The sequence below is a fragment of the Pandoraea sp. SD6-2 genome (assembly GCF_000389825.1).
Taxonomy (GTDB): Bacteria; Pseudomonadota; Gammaproteobacteria; order Burkholderiales; family Burkholderiaceae; genus Pandoraea; species Pandoraea communis.
In genome coordinates this window covers 48,347-74,203 of the sequence record NZ_KB944451.1, presented here as the reverse complement: position 1 = coordinate 74,203, position 25,857 = coordinate 48,347, and the positions used below count along the sequence as shown (strand labels likewise).

Below are 25,857 nucleotides of genomic sequence, written 5' to 3'. Positions count from 1 at the left end.
GATGCGCGGAGTTCGGCACCTCGCACGCCCTCACTCAGGTCAGTTTCCGAGCAGACGCTGCACGAGTTCCGTCGCCGTGCCCGCGCCGTACTTCTGCATCAGACGCGCACGATAGATGTCGACGGTTCGCGGGCTGATGTCGAGAATCTTGCCGATTTGTTTGCTGGTCTTGCCTTGCACGAGTTGCGCCGCGATTTCGCGCTCGCGGGCCGTCAGCGCTACGGCGACGCGGCGTGTGGCTGACATGTCCTCGAAGGTCCAGAGACCGGCGGCGTGGGGGTCTTGAACGTCGAGCGATCGGCCCGTCACGTGGCACCAGAACAGTTCGCCGTTGGCGCGACGCATGATGCGCTCGTCGGCGTAGACGCCTTGCGTGCTCATGATCGGTGGAATACGCTCGCCAATGCGCTCGAACTCTTTCGGTGACGGATAAAGCACCTGGAACGACTGGCCGATGAGGGTTTCGTGTTCGTAGCCGAAGATCTTGCCAAGTTGACGATTGCAGTCCTCGATGATGCGCTGGCGAGAAATGACCAAGCCGACTGGCGCGATGTGAAAAGCTGTCTGATAGTCGAACGTCGGCATGGGGGCGGTGCAAGTCCGGTCGGGCCGCGTGCCGGTGCAACACCAGTATGGCTGCGGCTCGATGCGCGGAAAGATATGTAATTTCACGTATTGTGCCCCATTTGCACGCCACCGTAAGCTCTATGGTCGCATGAGGTGCGTTGCCCCGGCGATTCGCGAGGTGGCGCAAGCCTCGCAACGCGCAAGAGCGCGACATAATTTCAATTCTCAACCGAGGGAAAGGGACAAACGATGAACAAGGTATACGCCAGCGCCAAGGAGGCGCTTGCCGGTGTCGTCGCGGACGGGCAAACGCTCGCCGTTGGTGGCTTCGGCCTGTGTGGCATTCCGGAGGCCCTGATCGCCGCGCTGCGCGACTCGGGCGTGAAGGGGCTCACCTGTATCAGCAACAACGCCGGGGTGGACGGTTTTGGTCTGGGGCTGCTGCTCGAGACGCGTCAGATCAAGAAAATGATTTCCTCGTACGTTGGCGAGAACAAGGAGTTCGAGCGCCAGTATCTGGCCGGAGAACTCGAACTCGAATTCACGCCGCAGGGCACGCTGGCTGAAAAGCTGCGCGCCGGCGGTGCGGGTATTCCGGCGTTCTTCACGAAGACCGGTGTGGGTACCGTGGTTGCCGAAGGCAAGGAAACGCGCGAATTCGACGGCGAGACATACGTCATGGAGCGCTCGCTGCGCGCCGATGTCGCGCTTGTGAAGGCTGCCAAGGCCGATCGTGCCGGTAACCTCGTGTTCAATCGCACCGCCCGCAACTTCAATCCGATGGCCGCCATGGCTGGCAAGATCACGATCGTTGAAGTCGAAGAGCTGGTCGATACCGGTTCGATCGACCCGGACGACGTGCACCTGCCCGGTATCTTCGTTCAGCGCATCGTGCTGAATGCACATCCGGAAAAACGCATCGAACAACGCACGGTACGTGCCAAGTAAGCGCCGAGATCAAGGAGATAACCATGGCATGGAATCGTGAAGAAATGGCTGCGCGTGCGGCGCGCGAGCTGGAAGACGGCTTTTACGTGAACCTCGGAATCGGTTTGCCCACATTGGTGGCGAACCATGTACCCGAAGGCATGGAGGTCTGGCTGCAATCGGAGAACGGCCTGCTCGGTATCGGACCGTTCCCGACGGAAGACGAAGTCGACGCCGATATGATCAACGCAGGCAAGCAGACGGTCACGACGCTGCCGGGCTCGTCGATTTTCTCGTCGGCAGACTCGTTCGCGATGATCCGCGGCGGCCACATCAATCTTGCGATCCTCGGCGCGATGCAGGTCAGCGAGAAGGGCGATCTTGCGAACTGGATGATTCCGGGCAAGATGATCAAGGGCATGGGCGGCGCAATGGATCTGGTTGCCGGTGTCGGTCGCGTGGTCGTGCTCATGGAGCATGTGGCCAAGGGCGACACTCACAAGATCCTCAAGGCCTGTGATTTGCCACTCACCGGCGTTGGCGTGGTCAATCGCATCATTACCGACCTCGGTGTGATCGACGTGACGCCGGATGGCCTGAAAGTTGTCGAACTGGCGCAGGGCGTGACGAAGGAAGAAATTTCGCAGAAGACCGGGGCACCGCTCGACACGAGCGCTGTCTGACGCTTTGGCGGTGTGCCTATCATGTCATCGTGCCTGTCGCATTCAGGCGTGGCGCTTTGATAAGCCGCTTTGCTGAGGGTTACCGTGGCCGTTGAGCCCGGTGATCGGTGGAAGGCAAAACGGGCGGGGAAATTTCCCGCCCGTTTTGTTCTTGTGGCGTCGGCAAGCCTTCTGAAATGCCTGAGTCCCGGCGCTTGCCGTGATTACTGTGCGACCCAGCCGCCATCCATGTTCCATGCCACGCCGCGCACCTGCGAGCCGGCGTCGCTGCACAGAAAAACGGCCAGTGCGCCAAGTTGTTCTGGCGTCACGAACTCGCCGGAAGGCTGCTTTTCGCCCAACAGCGAGCGTTTCGCTTCGTCGCCGGAAAGATGCTCGCGCGCCGCGCGATCGTCGATTTGCTTCTGTACAAGCGGTGTGAGCACGAAGCCCGGGCAGATGGCATTGGCCGTCACCCCCGACTGCGCGTTTTCCAGTGCGGTGACTTTCGTCAGGCCGACGATGCCGTGTTTGGCCGCGACGTACGCCGATTTGCCGGCCGAACCCACGAGTCCGTGTACCGAGGCGATGTTGATGATCCGTCCCCAGTTGCGCTGTCGCATGCCGGGCAAGGCAAGCCGCGTGGTGTGAAATGCCGACGTCAGGTTGATCGCGATGATCGCATTCCATTTGTCCGTCGGAAAATCCTGAATCTCCGCTACGTGCTGAATCCCCGCGTTGTTGACCAGAATGTCGACGCCGCCGAAATCCGATTCGGCATATTGCATCATCGCTTCGATCTCGCTGGCACGGCTCATGTCGGCACCGTGATACCCGACCTGGGTGCCCGTGCGGCCAGCCCTCGCCACGGCGTCGGCAATGGCCTTGCTCGCGGCGTTGGCGTCGCCGAAACCGTTCGTGATGACGTTGGCTCCCTGTACCGCGAGCGCCTGAGCCATGCCCAGACCTATGCCACTGGTCGAGCCGGTTACGAGGGCGATTTTTCCTTTCAGCATTGCATCGTCTCCGTGCGGATGAAGGGTAAGGGATTTATCCGATGTCGATGAGCGTGTCCGCGAACTGCGGTTGGATGCGTCTCATGAGTCGCCTCATTCTAGCTCACGCTTCCTGGCAGGCGCGGTAGAATTCGGGTCTGGAAACCGATCCGATGAGTCTGCCATGTCGAGCCACGTGCCACGTCTGTCGAACGTTCAATGTCTGAGTCCGTCTGGATTGCATCGGATGGCCTACACGGAATGGGGTGACTCTGAAAATCCACGCGTGCTGGTGTGCGTGCACGGACTCACGCGATGCGGTCGCGATTTTGACACGCTGGCGAAGGCACTCGCGAACGACTACCGTGTCATATGTCCGGATGTGGTCGGGCGCGGGCAGTCGTCGTGGCTGGCGAATCCAGCCGGTTATGTCGTGCCACAGTATGTCTCCGACATGGTGACGTTGATTGCGCGGCTCGGTGTGTCTTCGGTGGACTGGTTCGGCACGTCGATGGGCGGCCTGATCGGCATGGGGCTTGCAGGCATGCCGGATACGCCAATTCGCAGCTTGTTGCTCAACGATGTGGGGCCGCATATCGACGCTCCTGCGCTTGCTCGCATCGGTCAGTATGTCGGGATACCGAAGCGATTCGCTTCGTTGGACGAGGGCGCGGATTACCTCTGGTCGATCTCTTCGGCATTTGGGCCACACGCGCGCGAGGAGTGGCTTGCGCTGTGCGAGCCACTGCTCAAGGCCGAGGGTGACGGCTATGTATTGCGCTACGATCCGTCGATTGGGGCCGCATTTTCGGGGGTTCCGCCAGACGCCATCGCGGCGGGCGAAGCGATACTCTGGGCGTCGCTTGCGGCGTTTTCTGGGCGTACGCTGGTCGTGCGCGGCGAGCAGTCGGATTTGCTCTCTCGCACAACGCTCGAACAAATGCTGGCGCACGCGCAACACGCGCGCGCCGTGGAAATCGCCGGTGTGGGGCACGCGCCGACGTTTGTGCATGCGGATCAGATCGAGATCGCCCGCCGATTTTTTGACGGATACGCGGACTGACGCTCGCCTGATGGCGCTGTGCAGGGGCGGTCCGAAGTTTAGAAGAACACGAGGAGTTTTACATCATGGCAGTACAACGTTTCTACGTCGAAAAGCGCTGGTCGGACATGGCCGTGCATAACGGCACCGTTTATCTGGCCGGGCAGACGCCCGATGATCGTTCGCAGGACATGGCGGGTCAGACGCGTCAGGTGCTCGCGCATATCGACCGTCTGCTCGCGGAAGCGAACAGCGACAAGTCGTTGATTCTCTCCTGCCAGATCTACATTTCGGACATGAAGTATTTTGGTGAAATGAATCAGGTGTGGGATGAGTGGGTGCCGGCCGGCAATGCACCTCCGCGTGCCACGGTGCAGGCGTTGCTCGCCGACCCTGCCATGCTCGTTGAAATCGTGGTCGTGGCGGCTCAGCGCGAAAGCTGAGGGCTCGACCCGCATCATCAGGGGCGCTTGTCGCCCCGTGCTCCGACATGAACCAACATCAAGCACCGACATCCGCAGGCACTCATTCAACAACGGCGCCCGGTGCTACAAATCCGGTAACGGGTGGGGGCGAGGCACAACTGCCCGCCACGCTGGCCGATGCGCTCGCGTTTGCCGAGAAGCTATGCGCGGCACACGTCCTTTCGTCGGGCGAGCCGATCATGGCGCATGCGCGCGGCATGCTCGCGATTCTCGATACGCTTCGCGTGGATGAGGCGACACATCAGGCGGCGGCGTTGTTTTCGGCCGCCGAGTTTCTGCCGGATGCGCAAACCACGTTGACCCAGACCTTCGGTGCAGAAGTCACCGCGCTCGTGATCGACGTGCGCAAGCTGCAACGGCTCTCCGGCGCGGGTTCGCGCGCTGCTCAGGCCATGCCCTCCGACGGGCGCGATCGCGACGCCTCGGCCGAGCGCAAGTCGCAGGTCGAAGGGTTGCGCAAGATGCTGCTCGCGTTCGCGCAGGACATCCGCGTTGTGATGATCCGCCTGGCATCGCGTCTGCAATCGCTGCGCTGGTATGCGGCGCAGAAGAAGGCCCCGCCTGAGGACATGCCGCACGAGGTGCTCGAGATCTACGCGCCGCTCGCGAACCGCCTGGGTATCTGGCAACTGAAGTGGGAACTCGAAGACCTCGCGTTCCGCTTTCTCGAGCCGGTCACGTACAAGCAGATTGCCAAGCTGCTCGAAGAAAAGCGGGTCGAGCGCCAGACGTTCATCGAGGGGGCAATCCAGCGTCTTCAGGACGAATTGGCGCGCGCGGGCGTGAAGGCCGAGGTGTCCGGGCGACCGAAGCATATCTACAGCATCTGGAAGAAGATGCGCGGCAAAGCGGTCGATTTTGCCGAGCTGTACGACGTGAGAGCGTTTCGCGTGATCGTCGACGACATCAAGGATTGCTACACGGTGTTGGGCATCGTCCATAACCTGTGGCAGCCGATTCCGAAAGAGTTCGACGATTACATCTCGCGTCCGAAGCCCAACGGTTACAAGTCGCTGCATACCGTGGTGATCGGTGACGACGGGCGGGCGTTCGAAGTGCAGATCCGAACACACGAAATGCACCACTTTGCCGAGTACGGCATTGCAGCCCATTGGCGTTACAAGGAGGCCGGGCAGCGAGGTTACGGCGGCGCGTTCTCGGCGAACGAGGCCTACGACGAGAAGATCGCGTGGCTGCGTCAGCTGCTGGCGTGGAAGGACGACGTGGCCGATACGGTCGGCGCGGAAGGTGCCGTACAGCCTTGGGAGCAACTCAAGCGTGCGACGATCGACGACCACATCTATGTGCTGACGCCGCAGGCACGCGTGATCTCGCTGCCGCAAGGTTCGACGCCGATCGATTTCGCCTATCACCTGCACTCGGAACTGGGGCATCGCTGTCGTGGCGCGCGTGTCGACGGTGCCATGGTGCCGCTCAATACGCCGCTGCACAACGGACAGACGGTCGAGATCGTGACGGTCAAACAAGGCGGTCCGTCGCGCGACTGGCTCAACGCGCAGTTGGGGTATTTGCAGAGCCATCGGGCACGTCAGAAGGTGCGCCAGTGGTTCAATACCATCGACCTTGAGGAGACGATTGCTCAGGGGCGGGCGCTCATCGACAAGACGTTGCAGCGCGAAGGCAAGACGTCGGTCAATCTGGAGGAGCTGGCGACCCGCCTGGGATTCCGGACGCCGGACGATCTCTATGCGTCCATCGCCAAGGATGAATTCAGCCTGAGGCACGTCGAGCAGGCGCTTTCGGGCAATCTGCCGGGGCCGGAGCCTCGTGACGAGGACACGCTCGTCGCGAAGAAGAGTCTCGATACGAGCGTGACTCAGGGGGCCAAGAGCGGGGTGCTGGTGGTCGGCGTCGGCGCGTTGCTTACGCAATTGGCCAAGTGCTGCCGGCCGGCACCGCCCGACCCGATCGTGGGGTTCGTCACACGGGGCAAGGGCGTGTCGATCCACCGTCAGGATTGCGCGAGTTTTCAGTCCATGAAGGCGCGCGCGCCCGAACGAGTGATCCAGACTGCCTGGTCGGCCGATGTGCTCGAAGGGCGCGGCGTGGCGGCGTATCCGGTGGACATTCAGATCGAGGCATCGGACCGTCAAGGGCTGCTGCGTGATATTTCGGAAGTGTTCTCACGCGAGAAACTCAACGTCACGGGCGTCAGCACGCAGTCGCGAGGGGCTCAGGCGTTCATGCAGTTCACCGTGGAAGTGCGCGATGGCGGACAGTTGCAGCGGGCGCTTGCGCAACTCGCCGGGGTGGCAGGCGTGGTGTCGTCGCGTCGACGGTAAACGGATTTTGGCGGGATTGACGGCGGGCCGATGTCTGGTCGGTCAGGCGAGAAAACGAGTGGGCGAGGGAAGGGGATTGTGCGAGGGAATACGCGCAAACGCCTTGCCTGATGCGTTTTTTCTTCGGCAGGCACAATAATCGCTTGGCGGTCTGCGGAAACCTTGCTAGAATCTCGTTCTCTTGCAGTAGGCTCGTAGCTCAGCTGGTTAGAGCACCACCTTGACATGGTGGGGGTCGTTGGTTCGAGTCCAATCGAGCCTACCAACGAATTTGATGCATGACAGTCCGCGAGACCCCGCAGACACAGACGCTGGAAAAACACTCATGTTCATGATCGCCCGAACTTTCACAGTGGTGAAGGTGCGACGTTAAGTCGAGGGTGTTTTTCGTCTGGATGTAAGGAATGAAGAGACGGCCTCGACGATAGTCGAGGCCGTTTTTTTTCGTGGTTTGCCGCGTGGCGTTTGTCGCGCGTGACGTTTTTGCGCATGGGAGTGCGACATGATTTCGGTACGTTTGCCTGACGGTTCGCAACGCCAGTACGAAGCCCCTCTGACGGTGGCACAAGTCGCGGGTTCGATCGGCACGGGTCTGGCCAAGGCGGCCCTGGCGGGGCGTGTTGACGGCAAGCTCGTCGATACGTCTTATCTGATCGATCGCGACGTGAGTCTCGCCATCGTGACGGACAAGGACGGCGATGGCCTGGACATCATCCGCCACTCGACCGCCCACTTGCTGGCGTACGCCGTCAAGGAGCTGTTCCCCGAGGCGCAGGTCACGATCGGTCCGGTGATCGAGAATGGCTTTTACTACGACTTCTCGTTCCACCGCGCCTTCACGCCGGAAGACCTCGATGCCATCGAGAAGAAGATGCACGAACTGGCCAAGAAGGACGAGCCGGTAACGCGCGAAGTGCTTTCGCGCGACGACGCCGTGCGCCTGTTCATGTCGATGGGCGAGAAGTACAAGGCCGAAATCATCGAGTCGATTCCGGCAACGGACGAAATCGGTCTCTACCGCGAAGGTAAGTTCGTTGACCTCTGCCGTGGTCCGCACGTGCCGTCGACGGGCAAGCTCAAGGTTTTCAAGTTGATGAAGGTCGCCGGCGCATACTGGCGCGGCGACGCCAAGAACGAGCAGCTTCAGCGCATCTACGGCACGGCCTGGACGAAGAAGGAAGATCAGGACGCGTATCTGCACATGCTTGAAGAGGCGGAGAAGCGCGATCACCGCAAGCTCGGCCGTGCGCTGGACTTCTTCCACATGCAGGAAGAGGCGCCGGGGCTCGTCTTCTGGCACCCGAAGGGCTGGACGCTCTGGCAGCAAGTCGAGCAGTACATGCGCCGCGTCTATCGCAGCAACGGCTATCAGGAAGTGAAGGCCCCCCAGATTCTCGACCGCACGCTCTGGGAGAAGTCGGGGCACTGGGATAACTACAAGGACAACATGTTCACGACGGAATCGGAGAGCCGCGCCTACGCGCTCAAGCCGATGAACTGTCCGGGGCATGTGCTGATTTTCAACTCGGCGCTGCACAGCTACCGCGATCTGCCGCTTCGCTACGGCGAGTTCGGTCAATGCCACCGCAACGAGCCGTCGGGTGGTTTACACGGCCTGATGCGCGTGCGTGGCTTCACGCAGGACGACGGTCATATTTTCTGTACGGAAGACCAGATTCTCGACGAGTGCGTGAACTACACGGCGCTGCTGCACGCTGTGTACAAGGACTTCGGTTTCACGGACATGATTTACAAGGTCGCTACGCGTCCTGAACATCGTGTCGGGTCGGATGAGAATTGGGATAAGGCCGAATTTGCGCTGATGGAATCGCTGCGCCGTTCGAACTGCGAATTCGTCATCGCCGAGGGCGACGGGGCGTTTTACGGGCCGAAGATTGAATACACGCTCAAGGACGCGCTCGGCCGCCAATGGCAGTGCGGCACGATGCAGGTCGATTTCTCGATGCCCGAGCGCCTGGACGCCGAGTATGTGGCCGAAGATAACAGCCGCCGCCGCCCGGTCATGCTTCACCGCGCGATCCTGGGTTCGCTCGAGCGTTTTATCGGTATTCTGATCGAGCACCATGCTGGTGCAATGCCGGTCTGGCTCGCGCCGGAGCAGGTGATTGTGATGAATGTGTCCGAAAAAACGGCCGATTACGCTCAAGAAGTGACGAAAAAGTTGCAAGAACAAGGGCTTAGGGCTCGTAGCGATTTGCGCAACGAGAAAATTAGCTATAAAATACGCGAGCACTCCATGCAGAAAGTTCCCTATCTCGTCGTAGTGGGGGACAAGGAGCAGGAGGCGAATACGGTAGCCGTGCGTGCCCGTGGCGGCGTGGATCTGGGTGTGATGCCCGTTGACGCGCTCATCGAACGCCTTGCGCAGGATTGCGCGACGTTCCAATAACGCCTGTCGGACAGCGCGGCTAAATTTTTGACTTTTTTCGAGGATATGCAACATCGCTACCGATAAGTCGCATCGCATTAACGGCGAAATTACAGCGCCTGAAGTGCGTCTAAATGGCGTCGACAATGAGCCACTTGGCATTGTGAAACTGGCAGAGGCTTTCCGTCTGTCCGAAGAGGCTGATGTCGATCTGGTGGAAATTGCGCCGACCGCGAATCCGCCGGTTTGCCGTCTGATGGATTACGGCAAATTCAAGTACTCGGAACAGAAGAAAGCGCACGAGAACAAGCTGAAGCAGAAGGTTGTTCAGATCAAGGAAGTCAAATTCCGGCCTGGCACCGACGACGGCGACTACAACGTCAAGTTGCGCAATCTGAAGCGGTTCCTCGAAGACGGTGACAAGACCAAGATCACGCTGCGTTTCCGCGGTCGTGAGATGGCCCACCAGGAAATCGGCGCTCGTATGCTGGAACGTCTGAAGTCCGATCTCGAAGAGGTTGGTCAGCCGGAACAGATGCCGAAGATGGAAGGCCGTCAGATGATCATGGTCATCGCGCCGAAGAAGAAGTAATGCCGTGGCGGTGTCGAGCGACACCGCCGGGTGGTAAGGAATTGCCGTCATCGCCCGTAAGGGCGTGACAGCGATGCAGGGTGCAGTTAGGCCCTGAACACAAGTGATCCCGGGTTCTACAAGGGGCGCGATTTTGGCGTCACACCTGTGATCATGTTAAAAACTCGGAGTTTTTCATGCCTAAGATGAAAACCAAGAGCGGTGCCAAGAAGCGCTTTCGCGTGCGTCCTGGCGGTACCGTCAAGCGTGGTCAGGCCTTCAAGCGTCACATTCTGACGAAGAAGACCACCAAGAATAAGCGTCACCTGCGCGGTGCCGTCGGCGTTCATGAGTCTGATCTGAACTCCGTACGCGCAATGCTGCCCTTCGCTTAAACCCCGACTTAGATAGGAGAGAAACATGCCTCGAGTCAAACGTGGGGTCACCGCACGGGCCCGCCATAAGAAAGTCATCGCTGCAGCCAAGGGTTTCCGCGGCCGCCGCAATAACGTCTTCCGCATCGCCAAGCAAGCGGTCATGCGCGCTGGGCAATACGCCTATCGCGATCGCCGCAACAAGAAGCGCGTGTTCCGCGCTTTGTGGATTGCGCGTATCAATGCAGGTGTGCGTCAGCACGGTATGACTTACAGCGTGTTCATCGCTGGTCTGAAGAAGGCCTCGATCGAACTCGACCGCAAGGTGCTGTCCGACATGGCCATCAACGACAAGCCGGCGTTTGCCGCGATTGTCGCTCAGGTGAAAGCCGCCGTCGCAGCCTAAGCTGTAAATAGCGTATAGCGCGTTTTACCGCGCGCCATTCGCCAGGAGGGGGCTCTCATCGGAGCCCCCTTTTGTTTTTCGCTTGTCCATGCGGCCATCCCGACCGCCTAACTTGAGTCTGTAGCATATGGATCTGGAACTTATCGTCAGCGAAGCGCAGCGTGCGTTCGCCGCCGCTCCCGACGCCGCCGCGCTGGAAAACGAGAAAGCCCGCTTTCTCGGCAAGACCGGCCAACTGACCGAGTTGCTCAAAGGCCTCGGCAAGCTCGATCCCGAAGCGCGCAAGAGCGAAGGCGCACGGATCAATGCGGCCAAGCAACAGATCGAAGGCGCCCTGCAGGCGCGCCGCCAGGCCATGGCCGATGCGCTGCTCGACGCGCGCCTGTCCGCCGAGGCCATCGACGTCACGTTGCCCGGCCGAGGCCTGGGTGCTGGCAGCCTGCATCCCGTGCTCAATACCTGGGAGCGCGTTGAGCAAATTTTCCGTTCCATTGGTTTTGACGTGGCCGACGGCCCCGAAATCGAAACCGATTGGTTCAACTTCACTGCATTGAACAGCCCGGAGAACCATCCGGCGCGCTCGATGCAGGACACCTTCTACGTCGATGGTAACGACGATGCCGGCAAGCCGCTGCTGCTGCGCACGCACACGAGCCCGATGCAGGTGCGCTACGCGCGCATGAACAAGCCGCCCATCAAGGTGATCGCGCCGGGGCGCACGTATCGCGTCGACTCCGATGCTACGCACTCGCCGATGTTCCATCAGGTCGAGGGTTTGTGGATTGCCGAAGACATCAGCTTCGCCGACCTGAAGGGCGTGTACACCGATTTCCTGCGCAAGTTCTTCGAACGCGACGACATTCAGGTGCGTTTCCGTCCGTCGTACTTCCCGTTCACGGAGCCGTCGGCCGAAATCGACATGCAGTTCGAAACCGGCAAGAACGCCGGCAAGTGGCTGGAAATCTCGGGCTCGGGGCAGGTGCATCCGACAGTGGTGCGCAATATGGGGCTCGACCCGGAGCGTTACATCGGCTTTGCTTTCGGCTCGGGGCTTGAGCGTCTGACGATGCTGCGCTACGGCGTTCAGGATCTGCGCCTGTTCTACGAGAACGACCTGCGCTTCCTGCGCCAATTCATGTAATCGATGCCGATGGCCCCGGGCTGGCGCGCGAAGCCGCTGCCACCGGGCTTTCGGAAGTGAAGACTTAACTGCGAGCGAACTGATCCATGCAATTCTCTGAATCGTGGCTGCGTACCCTGGTCGACCCGGATTTGTCGACGGACGCGTTGGCGCATGCCCTGACGATGTCCGGGCTCGAAGTCGAGGAAACCGACCCGGTCGCCCCGCCTTTTACAGGTGTGGTGGTGGCTAAGGTGCTCGAAGTCGCCCGTCATCCGGATGCTGATCGTCTGAATGTTTGTCAGGTCGACGCCGGCACTGGCGAGACGCTCACCATCGTGTGCGGCGCGCCGAACGTGGCACCTGGCATCAAGGTACCGTGTGCGACCGTTGGCGCTGCGTTGCCCCCGGCCGAAGCCGGCGGTGCGCCGTTCCAGATCAAGATCGGCAAGTTGCGCGGTGTGCAGAGTTTCGGCATGCTGTGCTCGGCACGTGAGCTGAAGCTCTCGGAAGACCACGCCGGCCTGATGATTCTGCCGGAAGATGCGCCGGTCGGCATGAACATCCGCGAGTATCTCGATCTGGACGACACGGTATTTGTCGTCAAGCTCACGCCGAACAAGGCGGATTGTCTGTCGTTGCTCGGTATCGCCCGTGAAGTCGCCGCGATCACCGGCGCACCGCTCAAGGATCTGCCGGGGCAGGGCGCGCAGGTGGCAACGATCGCCGATACGTTGCCGGTACGTATCAGTTCGCCGGAAGGCTGCGGACGTTTCGGTGGCCGCATCATTCGTCACGTGAACGCTGCCGCTGCGTCGCCGCGCTGGATGGTGGAGCGCCTTGAGCGCGCCGGCCAGCGCAGCATTTCCGCGTTGGTCGATATCACCAACTACGTGATGCTCGAACTGGGGCAACCGCTGCACGTCTACGATCTGAACCGTCTGCAAGGCGGGATCGACGTGCGCTTCGGCCGTGCGGGCGAGACGCTCAAGTTGCTCAATGAACAGACCGTGACGCTCGACGAGAGCGTGCTCGCCATTACCGACGCCAGCGGCCCGATCGGCCTTGCCGGCATCATGGGCGGCGACTCGACCAAGGCGGGTCTGGAAACGCAGAATATCTTCCTCGAAGGTGCGTTTTTCTTCCCGCAGGCGATTCAGGGCCGTGCGCGCAAGTACAACTTCACCAGCGACGCGTCGCATCGTTTCGAGCGTGGCGTCGACTTCGCAGGCAACGTGCGTGCGCTTGAGCGCGCCACGCAACTGGTGCTCGAGATCTGCGGTGGCCAGGCGGGGCCGCTTGAAGATCAGGTCGCGAAGTTGCCCGAGCGCCAGCCGGTGAAGATGCGTGTCGCGCGTGCCATCAAGATTCTGGGCGTGCCGGTCTCCGAGCAGGAGATGAGCGCCATTTTCACGCGTCTCGGTCTGCCGTTCACCTTGCAAGACGGTGTGTTCGACGTCACGCCGCCGTCGTATCGCTTCGACATCGAGATCGAAGAAGATCTGATCGAAGAAATTGCGCGCATTTACGGTTTTGATCGTATTCCGGCCAATCCGCCGGTTGCTGCGAGCGCCATGCGTCCGACGCAGGAAGGCCGTCGTTCGCAACATGCCGTGCGCCATGCCGTGGCCGCGCGCGATTACCACGAGACGGTCGGCTTCAGCTTTGTCGATGTCGAGTGGGAAGCGGACTTCGCCGGTAACGACAACCCCATCAAGCTGCTCAATCCGATCGCCAGTCACCTCGCGGTGATGCGCTCGACGCTCATCGGTAGCCTGATCGCGACTACCCGCTACAACCTGAATCGCAAGGCATCGCGCGTTCGTGTGTTTGAAATCGGCCGCACGTACCATCGTGACAGCACGGTGGCCTCGGGTGAACTGAGCGTTGGCGGTTACCGTCAGCCGGTCACGGTGGCGGCGCTGGCGTACGGTCCGGTGCTCGAAGAGCAATGGGGTGCTGCAACGCGTCAGGTCGACTTCTTCGACGTGAAGGGCGATCTCGAGGCGCTGTTGTCGCCGCGTACGGCGCGCTTTGTGAAGGCTGAGCACCCGGCGTTGCACCCGGGACGCAGTGCGGCGATCGAGGTCGGCGGCAAGCGCGTCGGATTCATTGGCGAGTTGCACCCGCGTTGGCAGCAGAAGTACGATTTGCCGCAGGCGCCGGTGCTATTCGAGATCGAGGCAGAGGCACTTTTCGTGCGTGATGTCGCGAGCTACGAGGACATCTCGAAGTTCCCGCCGGTCACGCGCGATATCGCACTCGTGGTCGATCAGGCGCAGCCGGTGCAAGGGCTGCTTGACGCCATGCTGGCCGCGCGTGACGACGATCCGGCATGCAGCGTGGTGCAATCGGTACGGTTGTTCGACGAGTTCCGGCCGAAGGCTGGCGCCGCGTCGGGCTCGCTTGGTGCGCAGGACAAAAGCGTGGCATTTCGTGTTACTCTGCAAGACCCCTCGGGTACGTTGCAGGACGAGACGGTCCAGGGCGCCATTAACGCACTGGTACAACGGGTAGAAGGGTTTGGCGCACGTTTGCGCGCCTGAAAACTCAGTAAAAGATCCGGTTGCGAGTAGACCATCGCACTGTCATCGCCATCGCGTGGGACGTATGAACGAAATGAATCCTGGTGAATTTGAAGCCATGCTCGCGGCGCAGCGCATCGCGCTGGGGCGCGGCGAAGTGAACGAGGTCTCGACCGAGGCGCCGACGCTGACCAAGGCCGAACTGGCCGAGTTGCTCTTCGAGCACGTTGGTCTGAACAAGCGTGAAGCGAAGGATATGGTCGAGGCGTTTTTCGAATCGATCCGCGACGCGCTTGAGTCGGGTGACAGCGTCAAACTGTCCGGCTTCGGTAACTTCCAGTTGCGCGACAAGCCGCAACGGCCAGGTCGGAATCCGAAAACCGGCGAGGCCATTCCGATTGCCGCACGTCGCGTCGTCACCTTCCACGCCAGCCAGAAGTTCAAGTCGATCGTCGAATCTGGCGCGGTGAGCAAGTAAATCCCGGCCGCCGCTTCTGTGGCGGCCGTTGGTTTTTTCGTCCGCAGTCTAACCGTCGTCCGATTCCGCCAACGCCGCGATGGATCACGTTGCCTTGCCGCCGATTCCCGCCAAGCGTTACTTCACCATTGGTGAGGTGAGCGAGCTGTGTGGTGTCAAGCCGCACGTACTGCGCTATTGGGAGCAGGAGTTCACGCAACTGCGCCCGGTCAAGCGGCGCGGTAACCGCCGTTACTACCAACACCATGAAGTCCTGCTGATCCGGCGTATCCGGGAGTTGCTCTATGAGCAGGGCTTTACCATCAATGGTGCCCGTAACCGCCTCGAAGCCGACTCGCCGCGTGGCGCTCGTGCGTCGGGCGGTGCTACCGCAGAAGGCGGCGCGCCAACGGCGGCCGAAGTCCACGCTGTGCTTGACGTTGCCGACTTACGCCGTAGACTTGAATCCCTCCTTGATCTGCTCAAGTCATGAGCACGTGGCACGTCGAAGACTGACGCGTCTCTTCTTTTTCAGCGTTTCCCGAGCCATTTGTCACTCCGCAAGGCGCCGCGGCCTGTCGGGCCATTTGGCAGGCCGGCCTCGTACCTCGGGATTCTCCTAATGCAGTGGGGGGCGAATTGTCCGTAATCCGAGATATGGCCCCGTTGGATGGGCAGGGCCGTGTTCGTCTGGCATGATGAGCGCGATACATCCCCCGGTTGAGGGGATGTCGAACGACTTCCGGGGGCGCTGCGCTTGCCTTACACTTGCCGAAAACGATGGCGTCCGTCAGTGACGCCCGCTGGATCCTATTGATAACCGGGCCAACATCGACCTTCTGCGCGGGGGCGCGAAGGCTGAAAGGATCTCGATCTATGGCGGAACCGAGCACGACGGGGGCACGGCGCTGGCGTTGGGCTACGTCCTATCGCGCAATTGGCGCGATTCTGATTTTCGGTTTCCTGATTCTGGTCCTCGTCTGGACCGCTGTGCTTTGGCGCATCTCGATCGAGCACAATGCCGTTCTGCGCGATACGGCCGCCTCGGCATCGACCGTGGCCACTGCGCTGGAGCAGCAGACGCTGCGTGCTATCCGTCAAGTCGATCAGATCACCCGGTTCGTGAAGTACGAGTACGAGCGACGTCGTGGCGGCTTTGATCTGACACGCACGCTGACCGAAGGGATCGTCACGGATCGTTTCATGGTGCTGGTCAGTGTGGCCGATGCCAAGGGCGACGTCATCGCGGCAACGATGCCCGGTAGCACCGGAGTGAACATTGCCGACCGGGAGCATTTCCGGGTGCATCTGGATACCGCGAGCGACGGCCTATACATCAGCCATCCGGTCTTCGGTCGCGTCTCGCACAAGTGGGTTCTCCAGTTCAGCCGGCGACTGAACAACCCCGACGGCAGCTTCGCAGGCGTGGTCGTCGTGTCGCAGGAGCCGAGTTACTTCACCGCCGATTTCTACACGAATGCCGTGCTCGGCCAATTCGGACAGATCGCCGTGATCGCCGATGACGGTGCGCTGCTCGCGCGCAGCACCGGTGCGAGCGTGGCGATTACCGGCATGGGGGAGTTGCCGCCTTTCGCGACTGAGCAACGTAACTCCGGCGTCCAGCGAGATCCCATCGACGGCATCGAGCGCATCGTGGCGTACCATCATCTGCGCGACTATCCGCTGGCGGTGCAAGTCGGCTTGTCGGTGGACGAGGGACTGGCCGAGTACCGGCACGTGGAGCGCGTGTATCTGACGATGGCGACTTTCGTGTCGGTCGCGCTCGTTGTGTTCTTCGCGCTCATTGCTTACCTAATGCAGCGACTCATCGGCCGCGACCAGCAACTCACGCGTCTGATTTCGTACGACGCGCTTACCGGACTTCCCAACCGCTATGCGTTGATGCAGTCGCTACGACGCGCATTGGCCGATCCCGATCGGGTCGGCAAGGTTGCGTTGCTTCACATCGATCTCGACAACTTCAAGAGCGTGAACGATACGTTGGGCCACGCGCAGGGCGATGAGATCATCCGCCAGGTGGCCGAGCGCTTCGCGCCACGCATGCCGCCGGGCGCCATGCTGTCCCGTTTTGCTGGCGATGAGTTCATGGTGTTGCTCGAAGATGACGATGCAGCGGTGCAAGCCGAACCCCTCGGCGAGATGCTGCTTGCCGCCCTCAAGGCGCCCATGGTGGCCGACGGCACGTCGTTTGCGCTGCACGCGAGTATTGGTGTGACGTTCTGGTCCAAGGCCGACGAGACCGAGGAGGATCTCATCAAGAAGGCGGATCTCGCCATGTACTCGGCGAAGGAAGCCGGCAAGAGCGTGGTGCGTGTCTATACACAGCAGATGACATACCAGGCCCATCAGCTTGTCGTGTGGGAGCGCCAGATGGAGCAGGCGCTGGCCAACGGCGAGTTCTTCCTCGCCTATCAGCCCGTCGTGGCGCTCGAGGCCGACTGCGTGCGCGGCGCGGAGGCATTGATTCGCTGGCGTCACCCGGAGCGCGGCGTGCTGAGCGCGGGCGAGTTCATCCCGTTGGCCGAGACGACCGGGCAGATCGTAGCGATCGGCGAGTTCGCGCTGACGCAGGCGTGCCGTCAACTGAAAGCATGGCGCGGCACGCCGATGGCGTCGCTGCGGCTTGCCGTGAATGTCTCGTCGGTGCAGTTCTGGCGCGGCGACATTGGTGAGCTTGTCGAGCGCCTCATGAAGGAATATGAGATTGAGCCGAATCGCCTTGAACTGGAAATCACCGAGTCGGTGATGATCAAGAATCCGGCGCTCGTGGAAATGAAGATCGAGCAATTCAAACGAGCGGGCGTGCGTATCGCGCTGGACGACTTTGGTACCGGCTACTCGTCGTTGTCCTATCTGACGCGCTTTCCTGTCGATACGCTCAAGGTCGATCGTTCTTTCGTGGAGTCGATTCCCGATTCGTCACGATCGTGTCTCATGATTTCGAACATCGTCAACATTGCGCGCTCGTTGGGCATCGAATTGATCGTCGAAGGTGTGGAAAACGAGCGGCAACTGGATTGGCTGCGCCATTTCGTGCCACTGTGCGCGCAGGGCTATTTGTTTTCCCGGCCGGTGGAAATCGAACTGCTCGATTCGGTAGTCTCCCGTTTCGGTATTTGCCAATGAAACGGTCGTAAACGAAAAGAATATATTCGGCTAATTAATAGATTAAATAGGCGCTCGCAATAAATCGACCGTCTGTCGGTTTTTCCTGCGGATTCATCGTCGGAGTGCTATAGAATTATCCGGTCTTCGCGATGATGTCCAACGGTGCGTGCGCATGGCTGCGCGCCGTAGCCAGCAACGCTCAGAGGTGAGGGCGGCAGGTTGTCAACAGCTTGCAATTGTCGGGGTGGACAATGCGAGGTAGCCAGGATCCGAGGGCTCGGGGCGCGACAAGCCAGGGATCCGGAACGAGGAAAAGAGTTCGACGCGCAAATCAGAATTGGCGGGAATTTGCCGGCACTAGAGATGCCAGTCGCGACCAGAGCTTCTGTCCGGGGAATAGACAGAGACGCGACTCGAAAGAGGTGGATGCTTTGCCAACGTAAGAAGTATAAGAATATTAGAACGAGCGTTTGATTTTCGGATGAGGATAAAGCATTGGCTTTATGCCGTCTGCGTCTCGGTCGGCGTGCTGGTCGCCTGCTGGGTTGCGGCGGACAGGACTGCCACGTCGTTGGTCGGCGACAAGCTCGCACAGAGTGTCGACGCCGCTCAAACGGTGGCCGACCGGGTCGCCGACGGCATGATTCACGCGATCAATACGGATCTGGCGATGGTGCGGGCCATTCCCTCAACATTGGCCGAGGTGGATCTGCTGCGTGATGTCCTGCGCCCGGCGCGCGGCGGCGTCGCAGACGCCGAGGTCGTGGCCCGTGCCAACGAATTTCTGAGGGGAGCTCAGGGATACTTTGGCGTCGATCGGGTTTGGGTGATCGACACGCGCGGCGTATGCGCGGCTGCGAGTAATTTCCGTGATACGCCGTCGCCCATCGGCCAGTCGGTGGCCGATATGCCGTACGTCACCAATGCGCTATTGGGCGCGCGTTTCGAGAGCTACGCCGCAGGCTGGGAGCCTCAGGCGCCCGGCCTGTATTTCAGCGCTCCCGTGTATCGCGATGGTGTTCTGATCGGTGTGGTGATGACCAAGATCGGACTCACGCGCCTGCGTCATTGGGTGGGCAGCGGCGAGTCGTTCGTTACCGACGGCAACGGCGTGGTCATCATGGCGAACGACCCGCGCTTCGAGAATCGCTTCATGCTGGACGGCAAGGTCGGGTCGCTGTCCGATGCCGAGCGTCTGGCGCTGTACCAGCGCAACGACTTCGCGCGCATGCCGATCTCGCAGTTCAAGCGAGCGCCTGGCCGCTCGAATGCCTGGGTGCCGCAGGACTTGCTCGACCGGATGTCGGAGTTCGACGAGTTCCGCAAGCCCTTTGTCATCACGTCGCGCCCAAGCTCGAGCAACGATCTGATCGTCTACGCCGTGGAACAGGTCGACGCCTGGGAAGCGCTTACCCGGCAGCACGCCAAAGACCTCGCGTTGTGTTTCCTGCTCTATCTGGGGGGTGTCGTTATCGTGGCGCTCGCCGGATGGACCTACTGGCGCGAGCGTGTGAAGCATCGCGAGACGCGCCTGTCGAACGAGGAGCTGCGCGCGGTGAACAACCAACTGGCGTTCGAAGCCAGTTACGACGAATTGACCGGAAGCCTCACGCGCCGTTACTTTTTCCATCGCTTCGATCAGTTACTGGAAGGGGTGCAACGCAAGCATGACCCGATGAGCCTCATCGTGGCCGATCTGGATCACTTCAAGTCGATCAACGACACCTACGGGCATGCCATTGGCGATCAGGTGCTGTGCCGTTTTGTGCTCGTGTGTTCGTCGACGCTGCGGGGTGACGATCTGATCGGTCGCATCGGTGGTGAGGAATTTGCGATTCTGCTTCCGGGAGCCAGCGAGCGCGATGCGCTACGCGTGGCGGACCGCATCCGCGAGCGCTGTAAGCGCGAATCGCTTGAGGGCAGCGAACCGCCGCTGCGCTTCTCGGCGAGTTTCGGCATTACCGAGTGGCAGGAAGGCGATTCGCCGATGAACATGATCGAGCGGGCCGACATGGCGTTGTATCGCGCCAAGCGTGCCGGTCGCGACCGCTGCTGGGTGTTCTGATTCGAGAGGTGAGGCCCCGGTGCCGGCCAAGAGCTGCCAGCGCGCGATATTCCATCGACGTTACCAATGTCACGTTTGGTAACCAAAGAAGGGCCACTTCACCGCGCATTTCATGGAAACTCGCTTGTCTAACGAGTCAGGCAGGCGCGGTGACGATCGATGACATGCCGAAGATCCGGCGTCAATCTCTCCGCGCGAGACTCGAATGACTCATGCGGGAGGTTTTATCGTGAAACGCTTACTTATGCTGGCCGGCGGCACGGCTGTCGTCGTGATGATGGCCGGTTGTGTTGCCGTGCCGTACGGCTCACCGGCGTACGGCTACTACGACAATTATGGCTATGCGCCGGGCTACGATGCGGGATACGCGCCCGGCTATGTCGTGCCCGCGCCGGTGGTCACCTTCGGCGTGTCGGGCGGCTACGACCGTGGCTGGCGCGGCCGAGGTCGGGGATGGGGCTGGCATCACTGATGCCGTGCCGGCGGCTTTGCCCGCAGCACGAGCGCCAAACCAGCTTGAACCCGGCATCAAACCTATCGCGGCTGTCAGACTCAGAACTCCGACAGCACGAAATCTTCCTTCGAAACGTCGCACTCGGGGCAGCGCCAGTCAGCGGGCACGTCGACCCATCGGGTGCCGGGGGCGAGGCCGTCATTCGGTGCGCCTTCGGCTTCGTTGTAGATCCAGCCGCAGATCAGGCAGATCCAGCTCTTGAATTCGATCGGGGTGTCCAGCGTGGTGGTCATGGTGTCGGATCAACAGGGAAAGCTTGGGCGACCCGCATTGTAAGGCACGTATCGGACAGCGTCCTGCTCGCGGGCGATGGTTCGCACGCAAAGTTAATCCAGATCAATTGACGGGAAGCTTTGTGGCGCGGAAGGGCGCCGCGGAAGAAAAAAAGGAGGGCGCGCGCCGGCGGAGACCGGCGCGACAGCTTTTACCAGTGAATCTGGTTGAGGAAGATCGGCGCCATCTGTGCAAGCGAATTGAGCAGCGACATGGCGGTATCGCGATGCGACACCTCCCGCCACAGCCGGCTTTCCTTGACCACACGCTCGCGGTCTTCCGGCGTTTTCACCTCGGGCGAGCGCAGCGCTTTGATCAGGTCGATGACGGAGGCGCGATCAACGGTTTCGGTGACCGAGTGATGCGCGAGCAGATCGTCCAGATGGACGCGCTCGGCCTCGGTAAGCGGGGCGTCGGCAGGCGAGGATGAAGTAACGGACGGTTTGTCGGATTGGGTCATACGAGACGGTTCTCCCGAAGTCACTGAAAAGCGAGACGGCCGCTGAGCCGCAGACCCTGCGAGGGGTCTCAAGTCATGCATGGCGAGGTATCGCGTGACTCCATCATAGGCCGATTCGCTTGCACTGCGAACCCTGCCCTTGGCGAGAAACCTCATGTTTTCGGGCAGTCCGGCGGGTCATTTCCCGCCGGATTGCGCCATGTCAAAGCCATGACATCTCCGCACAGAAGCGGGGCAAAACGTCAAGTGTAAAAAATTTATCCAAGGCTGATGACGAAATGGGCAATCCTCTTGACAGCCTGTGGTAGCGGGCGTTTCGGAGGGGTCTCGCCGGGTTATCCAGTGGGTTATCCACAGAAGCTGTGGGTAACTCATCGATGCACGCTTTGTCGCCTGACGGTGTCAGCCCTGTGACTCGCCCGTGAACTGTCACCGGAATAGCGGACGCAGCATGAGCAGCGCAAAGAAGAGCGCGACACCCACGGGCAACAGCCCCGTGAAGAATGCGGGCCACGGCATGCGACCCCGGCGGCGCGCGCCGAACGACGAAATCAGCCCGGCGCAAAGGCACAGGACACCGACGCCCCACGTAGGATGCGGGCTTTTGAGCACCCACGCGGCGGCGGCTAGCAATCCGACCCAGGCGAGTGGCACGGCGCCGGGCGGCGGCGGTGTGACGTTGGCCGGTGCCGGTTTGGCGTGACGCGACTTGTCGGACGGGGTGGGGGTATCAGGCGTATTGGCGGGCATTGAGATTCCGGAAAATCTGGGCGTGCGAGGCGTTAAGTCAGAGATGCACGCGAAAGACGCAGCATAACAAACGTCATCCGCCGCCGCTCAGGACATGAGGCCGTGCAAGGCGCTTGTACCGGAGTGCCGTGAGGTGGCGTGCCTGTCATCGGCGGGGGCGCCCACATACCAGACGTTCGTCGAGTCGGTGTCACGCGTCGGCGCGAAGGCAGGGGGCATCGCGCAGTGGTCGTCGAGGTCGATGTATTGCTTGCGGACGATGGCGTTTGCCGCTGCCATCGGTGCGACGACGCCCGGCAGCGTGAAGAGGCGAGGTCTGCCGTGCGCATCCGGTGTGGCATGGATGGCAACACACGGTTGATGAAACGGATCGGTGGGGGCAGTGACGGTTGGCGGCATCGATTGCGCGCGGACGCGAGCGAAGCCGGGTGCGATGAGTAGACAGAACGCAATGAGACCGTACCGTAGCGGCGCGGCAACGTGCAGAGCGGGCAGCATCTGGGGTGTGGCGTGTCTCGGCGGCATGGCTGGCTCCGTCGGGGCGATCATGGGGATACCTGTGCAGCGCGAGCATCGCAAACCGCTGCACGGCGTTTCCCGGACCCTCAAGCCAATATCGTGCCGGAATTCGTAAACTTATGATTTTTATTGATTTTTTATGTCTTGCGGAACGCGTGTCCAGTTTGCTCCGCATCAAGTGTTGCAGTTCCGAAACGCGCGCCTGAGAATCGGGCCATGTGCAGAGTGCAACGCAATGCGATTTTCAGCGTTCCCAGGTGCTGTATATAATTACAGTATTCAACTCCACGGCGAGACAGAACCTCTCATGAAAGCCAATTATTCCATCGCCGAAATCGAGCAGGCGATCAACTACTGGACGGGCCATCAGGCCGCCGATAGTCATTGGTCGCTGTGTCAGTCGGCGCGCGCGCTGGCAGACGTCTATGGCGAGATGATCTATCGCCGCCAGACAAGTATTGCGGCCGACTTGCTCAACGCCGAACAGAGTCAGGCCATCGAGACGGCGCTGCACCAGATGGAGCTGGGCCTCGCGCCGTGATTCAGGAGGCTACGGGATTCGGGGCGCGTTGTCGTGCCGACCACCGTTCGAGCCAATGTTCGAGGTCGCCCGCCGACAGCGCGGGGGAGAACAGATACCCCTGTGCCACGCGATAGCCCTGAGCGACGAGCAGATCCCGCTGGGCTTCGTCTTCCACGCCTTCCGCCACCACCGTGAGATGCAGATTGCGCCCGATGCTGATGATCGCGCTGGTCAGGGCACGCACCGTCTCGTCGCGCGTGATGTCGTGCACGAAACTGCGGTCGAGTTTCAGTTCCGAGACCGGCAGCCGGCGCAGGTAGCTCAGGCTCGAGTAACCCGTGCCGAAGTCGTCCAGCGACAGACGCACGCCGATGCTGTGGACCTCGTCGATGATGCGCAGCGTGCTCGGATTGTGGTCCATCAGTACGCTTTCCGTGATCTCGATGGCCAGGCAGGAGGGGGGCAATCCATGATCGGCGAGTGTCTCGGCAATCATGCGCGGCAGGTCGTGATCGTGGAAGTTGGTCGGTGAGAGGTTGACCGACACATTTTGAATGCCCACACCGCGCCGCCGCCAATCCGCCAGTTGACGGCATGACTCGCGCAACGTCCACATACCCAGTTCGCCGATCAGCCCGCATTCTTCAGCCAAGGCAATGAAGCGCGACGGCGATACCTCGCCGTGCAGTGGATGCGTCCAGCGGGTCAGCGCCTCGGCACCGTACACCGATTCGTCGAGCAGATTGATTTGCGGCTGGTAGAAGAGCTGGAGTTTCCCGCGCCGCAGGGCGTCGCGCATGGCGGTCTCCAGCTCGAGCCGCTCCTGCGCGTGGATGTTCATGTCTTCGTTATAGAAGCGCGCGCTGCCCGGGCTGGTCATCTTCGCCTGATACATCGCCATGTCGGCGCGTTGCAGCAACAGGTCGAACGCCTTGCCGTGATTCGGATACAGGCTGATGCCGAAACTGCCCGAAGGCACGAGCGTCACGCCATCGATCTGGCACGGTGCGGTCAGCGCGCTGCGCATGCGTTCGATGGCGATATCGAGCCGTTCGGGGTCGCACTCCGTGAGCACAGCCACGAACTCATCGCCCGACAAGCGCGCGACGATATCCGCGCCGCGTAGCGAGCGTCGCAGGCGCTGGGCGATCGTGCGCAGCAGCACGTCACCCGCCTGATGGCCCAGCGAGTCGTTGATCTGCTTGAAGCGATCCAGATCGATGAAGATGACGGCCATGCGCGTGTTCAGCTCGTCTGCGCTGGCGATGGCCTGGGCGGCGAGCACGCCGAGCATGCTTCGATTGGGCAGACCGGTGAGGCTGTCCGAGAAAGCCAGTTGACGGATGCGCGTGCGCGATTCATCCCGCTCGAAGGCCAGCTTGCACAGATGTACGCACACGTCGACGAGCCGTTCATGCAGGGCGTCCGGGCCGCGCACCGTACGGTAATAGAACGCGAGTACGCCGAGCACACGTCCGTCGTTCGCGATGATCGGCATGGACCACGACGCGGCCAGCCCGAATTCGGCAGCCATGCTACGGAAGTTGGCCCAACGCGGGTCGTTCGCGATGTCGGTCACGATCACTGGCCGTGCCTGAAAGGCCGCCGTGCCGCAGGTGCCCACATTCGGCCCGATGGCGATGCCGTCGATGATCTGGTGATACGGCGCGGGCAAGCTCGGCCCCGCCTGGGGGCGCAACCGGCCCTCGGCATCGACCCGCACGACTGAGGCCAGAACCTCGGGGGCGATCTGCTCCAGTTCCCGGCAGATGAGCGTGAGCACTTCTGCGAGCGGCGCATCGCGCACCATCGCGGCGAGCGCCTTGTGTTGCAGCACTTCCTGGATCTTCGATTGCGTGATGTCGGTGAACAGCACCACGGCGTTGAGGAGCTTGCCGTTCGCATCGAGAATCGGGTTCGTCACGACCGAGGCCCACAGCGGATGATGTTGCGCCGTGCGTACGAGCACTTCGCAGTGACAGCTTCGGCCGCCGCTGGCGGCGACGAGACAGTCTGCAAGCGCCTGCCTGACGTCGATGGCCGATGAGCCATCGGAGCGCTCACCCACATGTGTCGCGCCAAACTGGCCGGACGGGACGTGGACGGACTGGCCGATCACCTCGCTCGCGGCGTAACCCAGCATGCGCGTGAAGCCTGCGTTGATATAGCGCACGCAGCCGTGCGCATCGGTGATGAGCACGGCGTTGTCGGTCTCGTCGACGCCGAGCGACAGCAGATGGAGGCGCGCGTCGTCGGCCGCCTGACGCTCCACGCGGGCGGTCACATCCACTGCGAGCTTGATGACGAAGGCGAGCTTGCCGGTGTCGTCGAATACCGGGTTGTAGGTCGCTTCGAGCCAGATGGCTTCGCCGTCGTGACGACGGCGGCGCACTTGTCCGGTGTGCGAGCGTTGGGTGCTGATGACTTGGGCGAGGGCGTCGCCGCAGGTGGCGTCGCCCGGTTCGCACAGCATGGTGTGCGGCTTGCCAATCAGGTCGGCGCGCGCGTAGCCGAACACGCCCAGCAGCTTGTCGTTGACGTCGACGATGATGCCGTCCGGCGTGAGCGTGAGCATGCCCAGCGAGCGGTCGAGCGCCGCTAGCAGCGCTTCGCGCCCAGGGGCCGGTGTGGTGCCGGTGGCGGACGGTGAACCGGGCACGACCATCGCAAGGGCCTCCTCGGACGTCCTTCGATCATTGTCGGGGGTGACTTGAGCTGACACGCCAAAACGCTTTCAAGTATAGCGACCTGCGACAGCAGGCTCACATGGGAGAAACCGGGAGAGCGTCGGACGGCGACGC

The 25,857-nt window shown here is 61.3% G+C and carries 24 protein-coding genes and 1 tRNA gene; 18 read left to right on the top strand and 7 right to left on the bottom strand.

Features of this window, described 5'->3' with window-relative positions; all coding sequences use genetic code 11:
- Positions 1-39: 39 nt before the first annotated feature.
- Complete coding sequence (locus C266_RS14795) at positions 40-585, bottom strand: PAS and helix-turn-helix domain-containing protein (protein ID WP_010806058.1); 546 nt, start codon at positions 583-585, stop codon at positions 40-42.
- A 231-nt stretch (positions 586-816) separates the two neighbouring features.
- Here C266_RS14795 and C266_RS14790 point away from each other — a divergent pair, with 231 nt between their 5' ends.
- Together C266_RS14790 and C266_RS14785 are read left to right on the top strand one after the other, a co-directional pair.
- Complete coding sequence (locus C266_RS14790) at positions 817-1,515, top strand: CoA transferase subunit A (RefSeq protein WP_010806057.1); 699 nt, start codon at positions 817-819, stop codon at positions 1,513-1,515.
- 23 nt (positions 1,516-1,538) lie between these two features.
- Positions 1,539-2,177: a CoA transferase subunit B gene (locus C266_RS14785; protein ID WP_010806056.1), complete on the top strand. Its 639-nt coding sequence runs from the start codon at positions 1,539-1,541 to the stop codon at positions 2,175-2,177.
- 203 nt (positions 2,178-2,380) lie between these two features.
- Here the strand turns inward: C266_RS14785 and C266_RS14780 are convergent, their stop codons facing one another.
- On the bottom strand, positions 2,381-3,172 hold the full coding sequence (locus C266_RS14780; protein WP_010806055.1) for a 3-hydroxybutyrate dehydrogenase: 792 nt from the start codon (positions 3,170-3,172) through the stop codon (positions 2,381-2,383).
- 163 nt (positions 3,173-3,335) lie between these two features.
- On the opposite strand from C266_RS14780, the gene C266_RS14775 reads away from it, so the two are divergent.
- From C266_RS14775 to C266_RS14705, 15 genes are all read left to right on the top strand, one after another.
- Positions 3,336-4,214, top strand: coding sequence for an alpha/beta fold hydrolase (locus C266_RS14775; RefSeq protein WP_036663114.1), 879 nt, complete (start codon positions 3,336-3,338; stop codon positions 4,212-4,214).
- A 65-nt stretch (positions 4,215-4,279) separates the two neighbouring features.
- Positions 4,280-4,636, top strand: coding sequence for a RidA family protein (locus C266_RS14770; protein WP_010806053.1), 357 nt, complete (start codon positions 4,280-4,282; stop codon positions 4,634-4,636).
- A 47-nt stretch (positions 4,637-4,683) separates the two neighbouring features.
- On the top strand, positions 4,684-6,981 hold the full coding sequence (locus tag C266_RS14765) for a bifunctional (p)ppGpp synthetase/guanosine-3',5'-bis(diphosphate) 3'-pyrophosphohydrolase (RefSeq protein WP_010806052.1): 2,298 nt from the start codon (positions 4,684-4,686) through the stop codon (positions 6,979-6,981).
- A 188-nt stretch (positions 6,982-7,169) separates the two neighbouring features.
- Positions 7,170-7,246, top strand: a tRNA-Val gene (locus C266_RS14760).
- Between the two features lie 237 nt (positions 7,247-7,483).
- Positions 7,484-9,391, top strand: coding sequence for a threonine--tRNA ligase (gene thrS, locus C266_RS14755; RefSeq protein ID WP_010806051.1), 1,908 nt, complete (start codon positions 7,484-7,486; stop codon positions 9,389-9,391).
- Between the two features lie 52 nt (positions 9,392-9,443).
- Entirely contained in the window at positions 9,444-9,962 is a 519-nt protein-coding gene (gene infC, locus C266_RS14750) for a translation initiation factor IF-3 (RefSeq protein WP_072633239.1), read from the top strand.
- Between the two features lie 176 nt (positions 9,963-10,138).
- Positions 10,139-10,336, top strand: coding sequence for a 50S ribosomal protein L35 (rpmI, locus tag C266_RS14745; RefSeq protein ID WP_010806049.1), 198 nt, complete (start codon positions 10,139-10,141; stop codon positions 10,334-10,336).
- 25 nt (positions 10,337-10,361) lie between these two features.
- The gene (gene rplT, locus C266_RS14740; protein ID WP_010806048.1) at positions 10,362-10,721 is read left to right on the top strand and encodes a 50S ribosomal protein L20; all 360 of its coding nucleotides are present in this window, start codon (positions 10,362-10,364) and stop codon (positions 10,719-10,721) included.
- Positions 10,722-10,848: 127 nt separating this feature from the next.
- Positions 10,849-11,862, top strand: a complete 1,014-nt coding sequence (gene pheS / locus C266_RS14735) for a phenylalanine--tRNA ligase subunit alpha (RefSeq protein ID WP_010806047.1) — start codon at positions 10,849-10,851, stop codon at positions 11,860-11,862.
- An 86-nt stretch (positions 11,863-11,948) separates the two neighbouring features.
- A complete protein-coding gene (pheT, locus tag C266_RS14730; protein ID WP_010806046.1) occupies positions 11,949-14,387 on the top strand; it encodes a phenylalanine--tRNA ligase subunit beta in 2,439 nt (812 codons plus the stop codon).
- Between the two features lie 64 nt (positions 14,388-14,451).
- Positions 14,452-14,844: an integration host factor subunit alpha gene (locus C266_RS14725; RefSeq protein WP_036663111.1), complete on the top strand. Its 393-nt coding sequence runs from the start codon at positions 14,452-14,454 to the stop codon at positions 14,842-14,844.
- A 79-nt stretch (positions 14,845-14,923) separates the two neighbouring features.
- Entirely contained in the window at positions 14,924-15,316 is a 393-nt protein-coding gene (locus C266_RS14720; protein ID WP_010806044.1) for a MerR family transcriptional regulator, read from the top strand.
- Positions 15,317-15,699: 383 nt separating this feature from the next.
- Positions 15,700-17,970, top strand: coding sequence for an EAL domain-containing protein (locus C266_RS14715; RefSeq protein ID WP_010806043.1), 2,271 nt, complete (start codon positions 15,700-15,702; stop codon positions 17,968-17,970).
- A gap of 463 nt (positions 17,971-18,433) precedes the next feature.
- Positions 18,434-20,017: a sensor domain-containing diguanylate cyclase gene (locus tag C266_RS14710; RefSeq protein ID WP_010806042.1), complete on the top strand. Its 1,584-nt coding sequence runs from the start codon at positions 18,434-18,436 to the stop codon at positions 20,015-20,017.
- A gap of 229 nt (positions 20,018-20,246) precedes the next feature.
- On the top strand, positions 20,247-20,489 hold the full coding sequence (locus tag C266_RS14705) for a hypothetical protein (RefSeq protein WP_246189778.1): 243 nt from the start codon (positions 20,247-20,249) through the stop codon (positions 20,487-20,489).
- Positions 20,490-20,569: 80 nt separating this feature from the next.
- Here the strand turns inward: C266_RS14705 and C266_RS14700 are convergent, their stop codons facing one another.
- From C266_RS14700 to C266_RS14685, 4 genes are all read right to left on the bottom strand, one after another.
- On the bottom strand, positions 20,570-20,764 hold the full coding sequence (locus C266_RS14700) for a rubredoxin (RefSeq protein WP_010806040.1): 195 nt from the start codon (positions 20,762-20,764) through the stop codon (positions 20,570-20,572).
- A gap of 191 nt (positions 20,765-20,955) precedes the next feature.
- Positions 20,956-21,264: a hypothetical protein gene (locus C266_RS14695; RefSeq protein ID WP_010806039.1), complete on the bottom strand. Its 309-nt coding sequence runs from the start codon at positions 21,262-21,264 to the stop codon at positions 20,956-20,958.
- Positions 21,265-21,693: 429 nt separating this feature from the next.
- Positions 21,694-22,014 carry a hypothetical protein gene (locus C266_RS14690; protein ID WP_010806038.1) on the bottom strand — a complete coding sequence of 107 codons (321 nt, stop codon included), beginning with the start codon at positions 22,012-22,014 and terminating at the stop codon, positions 21,694-21,696.
- 87 nt (positions 22,015-22,101) lie between these two features.
- Positions 22,102-22,539 (bottom strand): hypothetical protein, encoded by a 438-nt coding sequence (locus tag C266_RS14685; RefSeq protein ID WP_144265838.1) that lies wholly within the window; start codon positions 22,537-22,539, stop codon positions 22,102-22,104.
- Between the two features lie 301 nt (positions 22,540-22,840).
- Between C266_RS14685 and C266_RS14680 the strand changes: the two genes are divergently transcribed.
- Positions 22,841-23,074, top strand: a complete 234-nt coding sequence (locus C266_RS14680) for a DUF3717 domain-containing protein (RefSeq protein WP_010806036.1) — start codon at positions 22,841-22,843, stop codon at positions 23,072-23,074.
- A 1-nt stretch (position 23,075) separates the two neighbouring features.
- Here the strand turns inward: C266_RS14680 and C266_RS14675 are convergent, their stop codons facing one another.
- A complete protein-coding gene (locus C266_RS14675; protein WP_010806035.1) occupies positions 23,076-25,721 on the bottom strand; it encodes an EAL domain-containing protein in 2,646 nt (881 codons plus the stop codon).
- Positions 25,722-25,857: the final 136 nt, after the last annotated feature.

Bases quoted from the DNA above. Each gene is read 5' to 3' on its own strand.
- C266_RS14795 (WP_010806058.1), bottom strand. From the start codon at position 585: ATGCCGACGTTCGACTATCAGACAGCTTTTCACATCGCGCCAGTCGGC.
- C266_RS14790 (WP_010806057.1), top strand. From the start codon at position 817: ATGAACAAGGTATACGCCAGCGCCAAGGAGGCGCTTGCCGGTGTCGTC.
- C266_RS14785 (WP_010806056.1), top strand. From the start codon at position 1,539: ATGGCATGGAATCGTGAAGAAATGGCTGCGCGTGCGGCGCGCGAGCTG.
- C266_RS14780 (WP_010806055.1), bottom strand. From the start codon at position 3,172: ATGCTGAAAGGAAAAATCGCCCTCGTAACCGGCTCGACCAGTGGCATA.
- C266_RS14775 (WP_036663114.1), top strand. From the start codon at position 3,336: ATGTCGAGCCACGTGCCACGTCTGTCGAACGTTCAATGTCTGAGTCCG.
- C266_RS14770 (WP_010806053.1), top strand. From the start codon at position 4,280: ATGGCAGTACAACGTTTCTACGTCGAAAAGCGCTGGTCGGACATGGCC.
- C266_RS14765 (WP_010806052.1), top strand. From the start codon at position 4,684: ATGAACCAACATCAAGCACCGACATCCGCAGGCACTCATTCAACAACG.
- thrS (WP_010806051.1), top strand. From the start codon at position 7,484: ATGATTTCGGTACGTTTGCCTGACGGTTCGCAACGCCAGTACGAAGCC.
- rpmI (WP_010806049.1), top strand. From the start codon at position 10,139: ATGCCTAAGATGAAAACCAAGAGCGGTGCCAAGAAGCGCTTTCGCGTG.
- rplT (WP_010806048.1), top strand. From the start codon at position 10,362: ATGCCTCGAGTCAAACGTGGGGTCACCGCACGGGCCCGCCATAAGAAA.
- pheS (WP_010806047.1), top strand. From the start codon at position 10,849: ATGGATCTGGAACTTATCGTCAGCGAAGCGCAGCGTGCGTTCGCCGCC.
- pheT (WP_010806046.1), top strand. From the start codon at position 11,949: ATGCAATTCTCTGAATCGTGGCTGCGTACCCTGGTCGACCCGGATTTG.
- C266_RS14725 (WP_036663111.1), top strand. From the start codon at position 14,452: ATGAACGAAATGAATCCTGGTGAATTTGAAGCCATGCTCGCGGCGCAG.
- C266_RS14720 (WP_010806044.1), top strand. From the start codon at position 14,924: ATGGATCACGTTGCCTTGCCGCCGATTCCCGCCAAGCGTTACTTCACC.
- C266_RS14715 (WP_010806043.1), top strand. From the start codon at position 15,700: ATGGCGGAACCGAGCACGACGGGGGCACGGCGCTGGCGTTGGGCTACG.
- C266_RS14710 (WP_010806042.1), top strand. From the start codon at position 18,434: ATGAGGATAAAGCATTGGCTTTATGCCGTCTGCGTCTCGGTCGGCGTG.
- C266_RS14700 (WP_010806040.1), bottom strand. From the start codon at position 20,764: ATGACCACCACGCTGGACACCCCGATCGAATTCAAGAGCTGGATCTGC.
- C266_RS14695 (WP_010806039.1), bottom strand. From the start codon at position 21,264: ATGACCCAATCCGACAAACCGTCCGTTACTTCATCCTCGCCTGCCGAC.
- C266_RS14690 (WP_010806038.1), bottom strand. From the start codon at position 22,014: ATGCCCGCCAATACGCCTGATACCCCCACCCCGTCCGACAAGTCGCGT.
- C266_RS14685 (WP_144265838.1), bottom strand. From the start codon at position 22,539: ATGCCGCCGAGACACGCCACACCCCAGATGCTGCCCGCTCTGCACGTT.
- C266_RS14680 (WP_010806036.1), top strand. From the start codon at position 22,841: ATGAAAGCCAATTATTCCATCGCCGAAATCGAGCAGGCGATCAACTAC.
- C266_RS14675 (WP_010806035.1), bottom strand. From the start codon at position 25,721: ATGGTCGTGCCCGGTTCACCGTCCGCCACCGGCACCACACCGGCCCCT.